This is a genomic window from Klebsiella sp. KE9456 (genome assembly GCF_043832615.1).
Classification (GTDB): Bacteria; Pseudomonadota; Gammaproteobacteria; order Enterobacterales; family Enterobacteriaceae; genus Klebsiella; species Klebsiella indica.
On record NZ_JBDYQK010000023.1, the window covers coordinates 15,591 to 29,815 of the forward strand.

General features: G+C 54.0%; 11 protein-coding genes. 6 read left to right on the forward strand and 5 right to left on the reverse strand.

The window, feature by feature from the left end:
* Positions 1–92: 92 nt before the first annotated feature.
* Positions 93–2,111, forward strand: a complete 2,019-nt coding sequence (gene rep / locus ABK821_RS20385) for a DNA helicase Rep (RefSeq protein WP_138362063.1) — start codon at positions 93–95, stop codon at positions 2,109–2,111.
* 3 nt (positions 2,112–2,114) lie between these two features.
* Here rep and ABK821_RS20390 read toward each other — a convergent pair whose 3' ends face one another.
* Genes ABK821_RS20390 through ABK821_RS20400 form a run of 3 tightly spaced genes read right to left on the reverse strand, consistent with a single transcriptional unit; the run spans position 2,115 to position 5,505 of the window.
* Entirely contained in the window at positions 2,115–3,077 is a 963-nt protein-coding gene (locus ABK821_RS20390) for a PfkB family carbohydrate kinase (protein WP_308564075.1), read from the reverse strand.
* Positions 3,061–4,470, reverse strand: coding sequence for a cytosine permease (locus tag ABK821_RS20395; RefSeq protein WP_343178640.1), 1,410 nt, complete (start codon positions 4,468–4,470; stop codon positions 3,061–3,063). The genes ABK821_RS20390 and ABK821_RS20395 overlap by 17 nt, the downstream gene beginning before the upstream one ends.
* Before the next feature lie 18 nt (positions 4,471–4,488).
* Positions 4,489–5,505, reverse strand: a complete 1,017-nt coding sequence (locus tag ABK821_RS20400; RefSeq protein ID WP_138362066.1) for an ADP-ribosylglycohydrolase family protein — start codon at positions 5,503–5,505, stop codon at positions 4,489–4,491.
* Positions 5,506–5,725: 220 nt separating this feature from the next.
* On the opposite strand from ABK821_RS20400, the gene ABK821_RS20405 reads away from it, so the two are divergent.
* Positions 5,726–6,466, forward strand: coding sequence for a GntR family transcriptional regulator (locus tag ABK821_RS20405; RefSeq protein WP_138362128.1), 741 nt, complete (start codon positions 5,726–5,728; stop codon positions 6,464–6,466).
* 50 nt (positions 6,467–6,516) lie between these two features.
* On the opposite strand, the gene gppA is transcribed toward ABK821_RS20405, so the two are convergent.
* Both gppA and rhlB read right to left on the reverse strand, forming a co-directional pair.
* A complete protein-coding gene (gene gppA, locus ABK821_RS20410) occupies positions 6,517–8,019 on the reverse strand; it encodes a guanosine-5'-triphosphate,3'-diphosphate diphosphatase (RefSeq protein ID WP_171034909.1) in 1,503 nt (500 codons plus the stop codon).
* A 197-nt stretch (positions 8,020–8,216) separates the two neighbouring features.
* Positions 8,217–9,482 carry an ATP-dependent RNA helicase RhlB gene (gene rhlB / locus ABK821_RS20415; protein ID WP_138362068.1) on the reverse strand — a complete coding sequence of 422 codons (1,266 nt, stop codon included), beginning with the start codon at positions 9,480–9,482 and terminating at the stop codon, positions 8,217–8,219.
* A 342-nt stretch (positions 9,483–9,824) separates the two neighbouring features.
* Between rhlB and trxA the strand changes: the two genes are divergently transcribed.
* From trxA to wzzE, 4 genes are all read left to right on the forward strand, one after another.
* Complete coding sequence (gene trxA / locus ABK821_RS20420) at positions 9,825–10,154, forward strand: thioredoxin TrxA (RefSeq protein ID WP_004097507.1); 330 nt, start codon at positions 9,825–9,827, stop codon at positions 10,152–10,154.
* A 332-nt stretch (positions 10,155–10,486) separates the two neighbouring features.
* Complete coding sequence (gene rho, locus ABK821_RS20425) at positions 10,487–11,746, forward strand: transcription termination factor Rho (RefSeq protein WP_002883293.1); 1,260 nt, start codon at positions 10,487–10,489, stop codon at positions 11,744–11,746.
* Between the two features lie 245 nt (positions 11,747–11,991).
* Positions 11,992–13,095 (forward strand): UDP-N-acetylglucosamine--undecaprenyl-phosphate N-acetylglucosaminephosphotransferase, encoded by a 1,104-nt coding sequence (gene wecA, locus ABK821_RS20430; protein WP_138362070.1) that lies wholly within the window; start codon positions 11,992–11,994, stop codon positions 13,093–13,095.
* Positions 13,096–13,108: 13 nt separating this feature from the next.
* Positions 13,109–14,155 carry an ECA polysaccharide chain length modulation protein gene (gene wzzE / locus ABK821_RS20435; protein WP_138362071.1) on the forward strand — a complete coding sequence of 349 codons (1,047 nt, stop codon included), beginning with the start codon at positions 13,109–13,111 and terminating at the stop codon, positions 14,153–14,155.
* Positions 14,156–14,225: the final 70 nt, after the last annotated feature.

Here is a 14,225-nt window from a genome sequence, read left to right on the forward strand (position 1 = left end):
CCCAGGCTGCCTGAAAGGGCAGCCTGTTGCTCCTTCGTCCCCGCTTTCTGCTACAATCTCCACCCCGTTCGAAGATTGAGCAAAATACTCCCATGCGTTTAAACCCTGGCCAACAACAAGCCGTCGAATTCGTTACCGGACCGTGCCTGGTGCTGGCGGGCGCCGGTTCCGGCAAGACCCGCGTTATTACCAACAAAATCGCCCATCTGATCCGCGGCTGCGGCTATCAGGCGCGTCATATCGCGGCAGTGACCTTTACCAATAAAGCGGCGCGTGAAATGAAAGAGCGCGTCGGGCAAACGCTGGGGCGCAAAGAGGCACGCGGTTTGATGATCTCCACTTTCCACACGCTGGGGCTGGATATTATCAAACGCGAGTATGCCGCATTGGGGATGAAATCGAACTTCTCGCTGTTCGACGATACCGATCAGGTGGCGTTGCTGAAAGAGCTCACCGAAGGGTTGATTGAAGATGATAAGGTGCTGCTCCAGCAGCTGATCTCCACGATCTCCAACTGGAAAAACGATCTGAAGACCCCTTCGCAGGCTGCGGCGGGAGCAAAAGGGGAACGGGAGCGGATTTTTGCGCATTGTTACGGGCTGTACGATGCGCATATGAAAGCCTGCAACGTACTCGACTTCGACGATCTGATCCTGCTGCCGACGCTGCTGTTGCAGCGCAACGAAGAGGTACGGGAACGCTGGCAGAACAGAATTCGTTATCTGCTGGTGGATGAATATCAGGATACCAATACCAGCCAGTATGAACTGGTGAAATTGCTGGTGGGGCAGCGGGCGCGCTTTACGGTGGTAGGCGACGACGATCAGTCAATCTACTCCTGGCGCGGCGCGCGTCCGCAGAACCTGGTGCTGTTAAGCCAGGATTTCCCGGCGCTGCAGGTGATAAAGCTGGAGCAGAACTACCGCTCTTCCGGGCGTATTCTGAAGGCGGCCAATATCCTGATTGCCAATAACCCGCACGTTTTTGAGAAGCGTCTGTTTTCCGAACTGGGTTACGGCGCGGAGCTGAAGGTGCTCTCCGCGAATAATGAAGACCATGAAGCGGAACGCGTAACCGGCGAGCTGATCGCCCATCACTTTATTAATAAAACCGAATATAAGGATTATGCGATCCTTTATCGCGGCAACCACCAGTCGCGGGTTTTTGAAAAGATGCTGATGCAGAACCGCATCCCGTACAAAATTTCCGGCGGCACCTCGTTCTTTTCTCGCCCGGAAATTAAAGACCTGCTGGCCTATCTGCGGGTGTTGACCAACCCTGATGATGACAGCGCCTTCCTGCGTATCGTCAATACGCCGAAGCGTGAAATCGGTCCGGCGACGTTGCAAAAGCTGGGCGAGTGGGCGATGGGGCGTAACAAAAGTCTGTTTACCGCCAGCTTTGATATGGGGCTGACCCAGACGTTAAGCGGGCGCGGCTATGACGCGTTAACCCGCTTCACCCACTGGTTAAGGGAAATTCAGCAGCTTTCAGAGCGTGAGCCGATCGCCGCCGTCCGTGACCTGATCCGCGGGGTGGATTATGAATCCTGGCTATATGAAACGTCGCCCAGCCCGAAAGCCGCCGAAATGCGGATGAAAAACGTCAATACGCTCTTCTCGTGGATGACTGAAATGCTGGAAGGCAGCGACATCGATGAACCGATGACGCTCACTCAGGTTGTTACCCGCTTCACGCTGCGCGATATGATGGAGCGCGGCGAGTCGGATGAGGAGATGGATCAGGTGCAACTGATGACGCTTCATGCTTCAAAAGGGCTGGAGTTTCCGTACGTCTATCTGGTTGGCATGGAGGAGGGGCTGTTGCCGCACCAGAGCAGTATTGATGAAGACAATGTCGATGAAGAACGCCGTCTTGCCTACGTTGGTATTACCCGCGCGCAGAAAGAGCTGACTTTTACCTTATGCAAAGAGCGTCGCCAGTACGGCGAACTGGTGCGGCCTGAGCCGAGCCGTTTCCTGCTGGAATTGCCGCAGGATGACCTGATCTGGGAGCAGGAGCGCAAAGTTATTTCGGCGGAAGAGCGCATGCATAAAGGTCAGGCGAACGTCGCCAACATCCGGGCGATGCTGGCGAAAGCGCGTAAATAGCGGTTAACGGCTCTCTTCCTGTCGCAGCTGGAACTGGCGTAGCTGCTGGCGGGTGGGGGCGCCGTCAGAACCGGGTTTACTGACGACGATCGCCGCCACCTGGTTGCCCAGCAGCGTGGCCTGACGCAAATTCATCCCGCAGGCCAGCCCGGCGATCGCGCCCGCGCAGTGGCTGTCTCCCGCGGCAATGGTGTCGTGAACCTTCACACGACAGGCCGGGATCGGCTGCGGCTCCGCGTTGGGCTCGACTACCCAGGCGCCTTCCTTATCAAACCGACAAATCGCCCGCAACTGCCAGTCTCTGGCGAGCCGTGAGGCGGCGTCAGGCGTGGCGCCATCCAGGTCATACAAACGTGCGCATAGCGTTCTGAGTTCATCGCGGTTCAGGGTGAGAACGGGACGTTTTCGCAGTAACGCCTGAATAAAGTGAATATCCAGATCGTCCAGGCGGGGGCCAAAATCAACGAATAGCGTCTTATCCTCCGTAAGCGCGAGGATCCACTGGCGCAGCTCTGCGCTGGCCAGTTCGTAACCTGAAACATAAATGATAGCGCCCTTCGGCTGCGGGATTTGCGCCAGCAGACCGGCGTTCCAGTGCTGCTCGCAACCCTCAATGGTGATAAACGTCCGCTCTTTGTTTGCCTCAACGAGAGCCAGACACCAGCCGTTATCGTGGTCAGGGTGACGTAAGAGTACGGGTAAATTTTCCTGCGCCATTTTTTGCGCCACGGTGTGCCCCCACTCGCCGTTGCCTACCGGAATGGCGTTAACAGGGGCCAGTTCAAGGCGCGAGAGCGCGCGGGCGACATTAAACGCGCAGCCGCCAATCTGCCGTCCACCGTCGCAAGCGGAGATATCGCCACCGCTTTGCGGCAGCGTATCGAGATGGAGAATCATGTCGACAAAAGCGGCGCCGATAACCACGATCGGCCGCTGCGGCGATAGCCGATCAGCCGTTATTATCATGATAAGCCCCCTTTTTGGCTCCGAACATGAGATACAGCATCAGGCTCAGAATAAAAGAGATGAACAGTCCGAGGCTGGAATCCGCGAAAATCCCGACAGCAAAGGGCCCGTCGATAAAGCCGGTTTTCGATATCATCAATCCAGCCAGCGCGCCGACAATCCAGCAGGCGAGCGCGATTCGGTTTGCGCCGCTTTCGCGGAATAAGTCCGCTTCGGCATATCCGCCATGGCGGCGCAGCCGGTAAAAATCGACGATAAAAATGGCGGCCCAGGCGGCCAGAAAGACGCCGCAGAAAATCAGGAATGCGATGAACGGCCCGAGAAAATCTTTCGAGACGAACAGCACGTAGAGGGCGATCCCCAGCACCAGCACGGCGTCCAGGGCGACGGCGGAACGTTGCTGTAGCTTGATCCCCATGCTTAACAGGTTAAGACTGGCGGAATAGAGGCTCAGGACGGCGATCGTCACAACCCCGGCGGTCGCGGCGGCCAGATAGGGGATTGCCATCCAGGAAGGCAGCAGTTTGCCGATCGCGGAAATCGGGTTCTCGCTGGACGCCAGATCGGGGATCTGGGCGGTAAGCAGTATGCCGGTGAGCATCAGCAGCAACAGGGGAACGGCGGCGCCGCTGACGACGGCGAGAAAAATGCGCTTTTCACCGGAACCAGGATGCTGATCCCGGCTATAGTCGGCGCCGGCGATAGCCCAGCTGATACCGGTGCTTGCGGCAATAATAGAGACTGCCGGGAGAAAGCCGGTCATCCAGTTGCCCGGAGGCAGCGCGAGGATGGCCTGCCAGTCTGCGGTAAACAGTAAATAAATCACCACCAGCAGCGTCATGGCGCCAAAGATACGGGTGATCCATTTTTGCATCATCAATACGGCATTCTGGCCGAGCACGCTGACCAGCACGGTCAATCCGCCAAACAGAAAAAGCGATAACGCGGTGGTGGTCAGACTCTCCGCAAACCCCATGGCGGCAAACATCGCGACGAGCGTGAGCGTGCCGGTAATCATATTCACCGATTCCCAACCCATCAGGTTGATCCAACAAAAGCTGGTGGGCGCGATATTACCGCGTTTGCCAAATATGATGCGGGAGAGCGTCAGCGTCGTGGTGCGCCCAATTTTTCCGGCGATACTGGTTACCCCAACCAGCGCAAAGGAGGCGACTCCCGCCACGGCGGCAAGTATCGACTGCCAGAATGAGAGCCCGAACGACACAATGACCGCGCCGTAAACTACCCCGAGAATGCCGATATTCGCCGCGCACCAGACGAAAAATAGCTGGATCGGTTTTTGGGTCTGGTGGACGGGAGGTACCAGACCGATTCCCAGCTCCGCCATGCCGGGGGTCTGGATGGTGCCATCGTATGAAGCTTTGCTGTCCATATAGATACCCTCTATGAATTATGCGAAGCGATAACCTGCAAGTTGCTGTGCGTAAGGCGTGAAATCTATATTGTTGGCCTGATTAATCTGGTGTATTGCGTCTTCAGGGAAGGCGTCGATTCCATGAAGCGCGCCGCAGATAGCGGTTGCCATCGCACCAATGGTGTCAGTGTCGCCGCCCAAATTTGCCGCCAGCATGGCGCATTTCATTGGCTGCGTTCCGGATAGATCGACCAGCGCAATTGCTGCGGGGACGGATTCGATGACATCCATACCAGCACCGATATCCGTATAAATACGATCAATGCCTTTCAGGTGATCTGTTTCCCCCGACATCTTTTCCAGCGCCAGCTGGATGCGATTACCGAGAAGTGGACTAAAAGTGGACTCATAATGGCGCTGAGTTTCGTTCGCCAGCGATACCAGCTCCGTTTTGATTAATGACCAGTCGGCACTTTCAATGGCGCGACTGATGGCCCAGGCAATTACCACCGCACCGGCAATGGCGATATCTGATTTGTGTGTAGGCAGGCAGGACAGCCGTACTTGCTCAATGAAAAAGGCTTTGTCCCGGGTTGGCAGCAGGCAACCCATCGGCGCCACGCGCATTGCCGCGCCGTTGGTCACGCCGTTGGCGGCGATGTCATCCAGCAACTGCCCCTGCTCAAGTGCAATCAGGGACGCTTTCGAGGTCGGGCCGAGGATATTTTTTTCAAATGCCTGACAGCCTCTGGCCCACAGCAGAATATGTCTGGCGATAAGCAGTGGATTGGTGACACCGTTGTTTTCATTCAGCGCATCCATCAGTGCGATACACTGATGGGTATCATCGGTGAATTCAGCGGCGTTAAATTCGCAGGCGGCGATATTTTCTTTCGGACCGGGAAGAAAGCGTTCTATCCAGCCAAAATAGTTAATGATTCGACGCTTAGCCCATAATTCAGAAGGCATTCCCATTGCATCGCCAGTGGCTTGCCCGTAAAGGCAGCCAAGAATGCGGCGTTCCGCGGTAGACGCAGGGCGAATATCAGACATCAATGACTCCCGGCAAGAAGTGAACAAAAGTTATACTGAAAATAGATCCAGATTAAGTCCAGTTAAAGTCCTTTATCATCACACTGTGATCGACGGGACATTTTGATGATAAGAAGGGAGGCGGGAGCGTGCCGGGAGACACGATGATGGCGCTACAGATTCCAGTATGGATCCACTATGATAAATCCACAGCCACATAATTCTGGAAGGCCACGAAATGATGCCGCAACCGCTGCTTGAGTACATAAAAGCTCGCCTGAATGCAGAGGCGCCCGCGCCGCTTTATATGCAACTAAAACAAGCTATTGAAGCAGCGATGGCGGATCGGTTACTGACTCATGGCAGTATTTTGCCCTCTGAACGTAAAATGTCTCAGGCGCTTGAATTATCACGGGTGACGGTGGTGAAAGCGCTGGAGGCTTTGCAGGAAGGCGGGCGGGTTATCAAGCGGCACGGGAAAGGGACGGAAGTGAATCAGCCGGTAAGTTATAACCTTGCCAGCGGCGGATTTTCTGCCCAGCTACAACATGCCGGGACGCTGTCCGACCGCTGGCTGGTGAGGGAAAAACTGGCGGCGGATGACGTTCTGGCACGTGAACTGGAGATCGCTGTCGGGGATCGCGTGGCGAAAATAAAACGCGTACGCCTGGTAGATTCCCTGCCGGTTTCTATCGAGACCATGTTTATCCCGGCGCGTTTCTTGCCACGCCCGGATTTATTCGAAGGTTCACTGTATGCTCACTGGGCTGAAAACGGAATTTTTCCCGATCTTCAGGATTACTCCCTGACGGTACATGTCCCTTCGGCAGAAGAACTGAGTTTACTGGATTTACCGCATGGGGTCCCATTAATGAAAATTACGCTGAAAAGCCGTAACGCTCAGGGAGACGTGCTGGAATACGGAACCGCGTTTTGCCTGAGCAATTACTTCAATTTTGATTTCAGGGTGAAGCTACAATAACGGGGCGTCGCACCAACGCACCCGCAACCTGAAATATGACGGATATCAACTCAGGATGGCTGTTCTTTGATCAACAGCGGCCAGTGAACGTAACTTTGCCACTGGCACTCCTGTTCTACCATTTCCTGGCCCAGCGGATGATTTTCCAGCCAGCCGTGCGGCAGCGTCAGCGTCAAACTTTCATCTTCGGCGGCCAGCGTAATCATCGGCAGCAAATCGTCGCGTCGGCGACTGGCGAACAGAATAGCCAGTCTCAGCAGGCGGCACATATGCTCCGCGACCTTCGGCGGAACCGCGTTTTGTTGATGAATTGAAGAGAGGTCGACAGCATTGGTCTGGTTTAACAGCAGCGTGGCCAGCAGCTTCTTTTGCGCAGGTGTAAAGCCGGGCAGGTCGAGATTGCGTACCAGCCAGGCGGAATGCAGCGGTGCTTGTTTGTATTCCACGCTCAGGCCGATTTCATGCAGCTGACAGGCACTTTGCAGCAGATCAAAGCACAATGGCTCAATTTCCCAGCGCTTTTCCACCTGATGAACGAAATGGTCGGCCAGGCGGGCAACGCGTTGTGCCTGAGCGGTATCCACCAGAAACCGGCGCTGAATATTACGTAGCGTGCGGCTACGAATATCCTGATCGACCGACAAATGCAGCATACCGTAAACGAGGCCTTCGCGTAGTGCACCGCCCGCCAGGGTCATGCTCTGTATGTTTAGCTCGCTGAAGATAGCCATCAGAATGGCCAGGCCGCTGGGGAAAACGAGCGCGCGTTCGAGCGTCAGGCCTTCAATTTCCAGCTCTTCCAGACGGCCACACTGAATCGCGCGCTGTTTAAGCTGCCGGAGCTTATCCAGAGTGATGCGTTCATCCATCCCCTGGGCCATCATGATTTCCTGTAATGCCTGAACGGTGCCGGACGCGCCGACGCACACTTTCCAGCCGTGATAGCGCAGAACATCGGCGACGGGGCGTAATACCTCACGTGCGGCGGTTTCCGCAAGATCGAAATTTTCTTTGGTGAGACTACGATCGGCGAAGTAGCGCTCCAGCCAGGTGACGCAGCCCATCGACAGGCTGAAAAGCGAGGTGGTTTGTGCTCCGGTACCGGTAACCAGTTCGGTACTGGCGCCGCCGATATCCACGACCAGGCGCTGATCCGCGCCGCCGGTGGTATGCGCCACGCCCTGATAGATCAGGCGAGCTTCTTCTTCTCCGCTGATGACCTGCACCGGGCAGCCGAGGATCTCCTGCGCTTTCTCCAGGAACTCTCCGGCGTTAACTGCCAGACGTAATGTTGCGGTAGCAACCACGCGGATTTGCGCCGTAGGGATATCCTGCAAACGCTCGGCAAACAGGCGTAAACATTGCCAGCCGCGCTCCATGGCTTCCGCTGAGAGGGTGTTGTCATTACTCAATCCAGCAGCCAGACGGACTTTACGTTTGATACGATTGAGGGTCTGGATGCTCCCGGCCACCTCGCGTACAACCAGCATATGAAAGCTATTGGAACCAAGATCGATAGCCGCATAGAGCGAGGGGGAACTCATACATTTCATCCTTCAGGCTGCCTCAGTGTTGGCTGCGTTGATTATTCGGCCCGCTCCTGGGACCCAACCCGACGGGGCGTTGTAAGCGGCGTGCAAATCTGTTGCTGACAAATTTATCACCCGAATCACTTACCCGAAAAAGCCCGTCGGGATTCGCTTCTTTGCTGCCCTGATGCAACCTGAATGACGTTGTGTATGGCATATCGTTAACCTGAACGACGACGATTACGGGGCGGACCGTTACGACGCGGGCCGTTGCCAGGGCGCGTACGCGTGAGACGTAGCGGTTTAGGCAGTCCGGTCATCAGCGCATCTGAATTGTATTTGCTTACCGGAATCGAGTGGCCGATATAGGTTTCGATAGCCGGGAGGTTCAGCGCGTACTCTTCACAGGCCAGGCTGATGGAGTGACCACTGGCGCCAGCGCGACCGGTACGACCAATGCGGTGAACGTAATCTTCGCAATCGTCCGGCAGGTCGTAATTGAAGACATGGGTAACGGCCGGGATGTGCAGGCCGCGGGCGGCGACATCGGTTGCGACCAGAATATCAATATCGCCGCGGGTGAATTCATCGAGAATACGCAGGCGTTTTTTCTGCGCCACGTCGCCGGTCAACAGACCAACGCGATGGCCGTCCGCCGCCAGATGACCCCAGATATCTTCACAACGGTGTTTGGTGTTGGCAAAAATAATGGTGCGATCCGGCCACTCTTCTTCCAGCAGCGTCTGCAGCAGACGCATTTTTTCTTCGTTGGAAGGATAGAACAGTTCTTCCTTGATGCGGTGGCCTGTTTTCTGCTCTGGTTCAACTTCGACATATTCGGCGTTGTTCATTTGTTCGAACGCCAGTTCACGTACGCGATATGAAAGGGTGGCGGAGAACAACATGTTCAGGCGCTGATTTGCGGGCGGCATCCGACGGAACAGCCAACGGATATCTTTAATAAAGCCGAGATCGTACATGCGATCGGCTTCGTCAAGGACGACAACCTGAATGGCGCTGAGGTTGATATGGTTTTGTTTGGCATAGTCGATAAGACGACCGGTTGTGCCGATCAGAATATCCACGCCGCTTTCCAGCACTTTCAGCTGTTTGTCATAGCCATCACCGCCGTAAGCCAGACCAAGCTTCAGGCCGGTTGCCCGCGCCAGAGGTTCTGCATCGGCATGAATTTGCACCGCCAGTTCACGCGTTGGCGCCATGATTAGCGCGCGCGGCTGGTTGACCTGGCGGTCAGCGATAGCCGGGTGTGTGAGAAGATAATGAAACGTTGACGTCAGGAACGCCATCGTTTTACCGGTACCGGTTTGCGCCTGCCCGGCGACATCACGACCTTCCAGCGTTAGCGGGAGGGCGAGTGCCTGAATGGGTGTGCAATTATGAAACCCTTTTTTTTCAAGGGCCTCGACGACTGCAGGGTGCAGGGCGAAGTCGGAAAACTTCTGTTCTGTTAAATGTGTTTTGCTCATAGTGTGGTAGAATATCAGCTTACTATTGCATTAAGAAAGCGTATCCGGTGAAATAACGTCAACCTTTCGTTGGCTATGCATGAAATTATTCAAGGTACGTCTGCGGCAACAGAACGCATCCTCGAAAGCTTAGACGACTAAGCGAGCCGAGGGTGGCAAATCTGCGATAAGCCAGTTTGAGCGCAGGTTGCTTTAACGTCTGCCGGTGGGAAGCCTATGATGGGGCTTATCTCGCAGGCAGTGAAAAGATGCACCCTGAAGAACAGCGTGCGTAACGTAGCATTGACACGTCGTTGATGGCTGCGACACCAACACACCAGGCTTATTCCTGTGGAGTTAAATATGAGCGATAAAATTATTCACCTGACTGACGACAGTTTTGACACGGACGTACTCAAGGCTGACGGGCTAACCCTCGTCGATTTCTGGGCAGAGTGGTGCGGTCCGTGCAAAATGATCGCCCCGATTCTGGATGAGATCGCTGAAGAGTATCAGGGCAAACTGACCATTGCGAAACTGAACATCGATCAGAACCCGGGTACGGCGCCGAAATACGGCATTCGCGGCATCCCGACTCTGCTGCTGTTCAAAAATGGCGAAGTTGCGGCGACCAAAGTTGGCGCGCTGTCTAAAGGCCAGTTGAAAGAGTTCCTCGACGCCAACCTGGCGTAAGCGGTTTGTTATTCCGGCGTCCGGGCTCCTATTTTTTGTGGATCTCTGGACGCCCGGCCAGAGTCGTGCTAAGTTAATCCCAGACTTCGTTTTAAACATACCTTTTGTTTGAATCTTGTTTTACCCAAAGCGTCCCGCAGAAAATGCGCGTGAAGCTAATAATTCCTGGCTTATCACTCATTCCGTCTAGTCGTTTCAGTTCTGTGTTTTTTCCTGTGACCAGGCAACGTACAGACACGAGATGAAGGCCGTTAACAGGCATGGATGTTCCTGCCATACCATTCACAACATTAAGTTCGAGAATTACCCCGAGTTTAAGAACCCACATCATTATGAATCTTACCGAATTAAAGAATACGCCGGTTTCTGAGCTGATTACTCTCGGCGAAAATATGGGGCTGGAAAACCTGGCCCGTATGCGTAAGCAGGATATTATTTTTGCCATCCTCAAGCAGCATTCGAAGAGTGGTGAAGATATCTTTGGCGATGGCGTACTGGAGATACTGCAGGATGGATTTGGTTTCCTCCGCTCTGCAGACAGCTCCTACCTCGCCGGTCCTGATGACATCTACGTTTCTCCCAGCCAAATCCGCCGTTTCAACCTCCGCACTGGTGATACCATTTCTGGTAAGATTCGCCCGCCGAAAGAAGGCGAACGCTACTTTGCGTTGTTGAAAGTTAATGAAGTTAACTATGACAAACCGGAAAACGCGCGTAACAAGATCCTCTTTGAAAACCTGACGCCACTGCACGCAAATTCACGTTTGCGTATGGAGCGTGGTAACGGCTCAACGGAAGACTTAACCGCGCGTGTTCTCGATCTGGCATCGCCGATCGGTCGCGGCCAGCGTGGTTTGATTGTGGCGCCGCCGAAAGCCGGTAAAACCATGCTGCTGCAGAATATCGCGCAGAGCATTGCCTACAACCATCCTGATTGTGTGCTGATGGTCCTGCTGATTGACGAGCGTCCGGAAGAAGTGACTGAGATGCAGCGTCTGGTTAAAGGTGAAGTGGTTGCTTCAACCTTTGACGAACCTGCCTCCCGTCACGTTCAGGTTGCGGAAATGGTGATCGAGAAAGCGAAGCGTCTGGTTGAACATAAAAAAGACGTTATCATCCTGCTCGACTCGATTACTCGTCTGGCGCGCGCTTACAACACCGTAGTGCCGGCTTCCGGTAAAGTCCTGACCGGTGGTGTGGACGCCAACGCCCTGCACCGTCCGAAGCGTTTCTTTGGCGCCGCGCGTAACGTCGAAGAGGGCGGTAGCCTGACCATCATCGCGACCGCGCTGATCGATACCGGTTCTAAAATGGACGAAGTTATCTACGAAGAGTTTAAAGGCACCGGTAATATGGAGCTGCACCTCTCGCGTAAGATTGCCGAAAAACGCGTCTTCCCGGCTATCGACTACAACCGTTCCGGTACCCGTAAAGAAGAGCTGCTCACCACGCAGGAAGAGCTGCAAAAAATGTGGATTCTGCGTAAAATCATCCATCCGATGGGTGAAATCGACGCGATGGAGTTCCTCATCAATAAACTGGCGATGACCAAAACCAACGATGACTTTTTCGATATGATGAAGCGCTCGTAATTTAAAAAAAGCCAGAGAACGCCACGCTATTGCGTGGCGTTTTGTTTTCCGGGTTTGTATGATCCATGCAGGGAAGAAAAGCGGGTGTAAACGAATGATGTATTCAGCACGATGGCAAAGAGAGTGCGGTGCTTTAACAGCCTAAAATTTCTACAATAAATTTGTAATGTTCTGCCTTTACCCCTTCTGGAGCTGAGATATCGTCGTTATACTTCCCGCATTAACTATGCTGAGAGCACTGCATTGTGAATTTACTCACTGCTATTACTGAATTAATCAGTATTTTCTTATTTACTACCCTGTTTATATTTGTTGCTCGTAAGGCGGCGGAAAAAATTGGGCTAGTGGATAAACCAAACTATCGCAAACGGCATCAGGGATTGATTCCGTTAGTCGGTGGTATCTCAGTATATGCAGGTATATGTTTTACATTTGCCATTGCCGATTATTATATTCCCCATGCCCGGCTATATCTTGCGTGTGCCGGGGTACTGGTGCTGGTCGGCGCGCTGGACGACCGTTTCGATATCAGTGTCAAAATTCGCGCGGTTATTCAGGCCGCGATTGCCATCATTATGATGACGGTTGGCCATCTTCATCTGAGTAGCCTCGGGTTTATTTTTGGCGCGTGGGAGCTGGTTCTCGGCCCCTTTGGCTTTTTCCTTACCCTTTTTGCCGTTTGGGCCGCGATCAATGCCTTCAATATGGTGGATGGTATTGATGGCCTGCTTGGCGGCCTCTCCTCTGTCTCATTCGCGGCAATGGGAATCATCCTGTTGTTTGATGGTCAATATAGCCTGGCGATGTGGTGTTTTGCGATGATTGCCGCCATTTTACCCTATATTTTACTTAACCTCGGCGTGCTTGGCCGTCGCTATAAGGTCTTTATGGGGGACGCTGGCAGTACCATGATTGGTTTCACTATCATCTGGCTGCTGCTGGAGACCACGCAGGGAAAAACGCATCCTATTAGCCCGGTAACCGCATTGTGGATTATTGCTATCCCGCTGATGGATATGGTGGCGATTATGTATCGTCGTCTGCGTAAAGGGATGAGCCCGTTTTCTCCGGACCGGCAGCATATTCATCACTTGATTATGCGTGCCGGGTTTACTTCCCGCCAGGCGTTCGTTCTGATTACCCTGGCGGCAGCGCTACTGGCGCTGGTTGGCGTGGTGGCGGAATATACCCGCTTTGTTCCTGAATGGGTGATGTTAATACTCTTTTTATTAGCCTTCTTTCTTTATGGCTACTGTATTAAACGCGCGTGGAAAGTGGCGCGCCTGGTTAAGCGCATTAGACGCAGAATACGGCGACACAGCGGCAATAATCCAAAATTAACCAAGTAAATCTGGGGACCTGATGAGTCAACCATTACCGGGAGTTCGTGCAGTGAATGTTGAGAATGAACTGGATATTCGCGGGTTGTTTCGCGCCTTATGGTCAGGGAAAAGCTGGATAGCCGGTATCGCGGTGCTTTTTGCACTGATTGTTCTGGTTTATACCTTTTTTGCTCGCCAGGAGTGGAGCGCGACGGCGATTACCGATAGGCCAACGGTGAATATGCTGGGAGGGTACTATTCGCAACAGCAGTTCTTACGTAATCTTGATATCAAGGCCAATCTTGCTTCGGTCGATCAACCTTCGGTAATGGACGAAGCCTATAAAGAGTTCATTATGCAGCAGGCGTCATGGGATACTCGTCGTGACTTCTGGCTGCAGACTGACTACTACAAACAGCGCCAGTCGGGTAATGCTCGCGCCGACGCCGCACTGCTGGATGACCTGATTAACGATATTCAGTTTATACCGGGCGATGCGCAAAAAAACGTCAACGATAGCGTGAAGCTGACAGCCGAAACGGCACCGGATGCCAATAATCTGCTGCGACAGTATGTCGCTTTTGCCAGCCAGCGCGCGGCGGGGCATCTCAATGACGAGCTTAAAGGCGCCTGGGCTGCCCGCACCATACAGATGAAAGCGCAGGTGAAACGTCAGGAAGAGGTGGCGCGCGCGATTTTCAATCGCCGCATGCATAGCGTGGAACAGGCGCTGAAAGTTGCGCAGCAGCATAACATCTCCCGCAGTGAAACCGACGTTCCGCCAGACCAGTTGCCGGATTCTGAACTGTTTTTGCTGGGAAGGCCGATGCTGCAGGCGCGGCTGGAAAATCTACAGGCGGTGGGGCCGGAATACAGTCTGGATTATGATCAGAGCCGCGCCATGCTAACGACCTTAAACGTCGGGCCGACCCTGGACCCGCGTTTCCAGACTTACAGGTATCTGCGCACGCCTGAAGAGCCGGTAAAACGCGACAGCCCGCGTCGCGTGTTTCTGATGGTGATGTGGGGGATTGTGGGCGCGCTCATTGGCGCAGGCGTTGCGTTATCGCGTCGCCGTGTCCAGTGAATGCAGCCCGCAGTGAGACCTTGTTGATGTCGAGTTATCCCTCGTCGGCGATGCAGATGCTGCTTGAAAG

Excerpts from the sequence above, each read along its gene's own strand:
- rep (WP_138362063.1), top strand. The coding sequence starts at position 93 with ATGCGTTTAAACCCTGGCCAACAACAAGCCGTCGAATTCGTTACCGGA.
- ABK821_RS20390 (WP_308564075.1), bottom strand. The coding sequence starts at position 3,077 with ATGATAATAACGGCTGATCGGCTATCGCCGCAGCGGCCGATCGTGGTT.
- ABK821_RS20395 (WP_343178640.1), bottom strand. The coding sequence starts at position 4,470 with ATGGACAGCAAAGCTTCATACGATGGCACCATCCAGACCCCCGGCATG.
- ABK821_RS20400 (WP_138362066.1), bottom strand. The coding sequence starts at position 5,505 with ATGTCTGATATTCGCCCTGCGTCTACCGCGGAACGCCGCATTCTTGGC.
- ABK821_RS20405 (WP_138362128.1), top strand. The coding sequence starts at position 5,726 with ATGCCGCAACCGCTGCTTGAGTACATAAAAGCTCGCCTGAATGCAGAG.
- gppA (WP_171034909.1), bottom strand. The coding sequence starts at position 8,019 with ATGAAATGTATGAGTTCCCCCTCGCTCTATGCGGCTATCGATCTTGGT.
- rhlB (WP_138362068.1), bottom strand. The coding sequence starts at position 9,482 with ATGAGCAAAACACATTTAACAGAACAGAAGTTTTCCGACTTCGCCCTG.
- trxA (WP_004097507.1), top strand. The coding sequence starts at position 9,825 with ATGAGCGATAAAATTATTCACCTGACTGACGACAGTTTTGACACGGAC.
- rho (WP_002883293.1), top strand. The coding sequence starts at position 10,487 with ATGAATCTTACCGAATTAAAGAATACGCCGGTTTCTGAGCTGATTACT.
- wzzE (WP_138362071.1), top strand. The coding sequence starts at position 13,109 with ATGAGTCAACCATTACCGGGAGTTCGTGCAGTGAATGTTGAGAATGAA.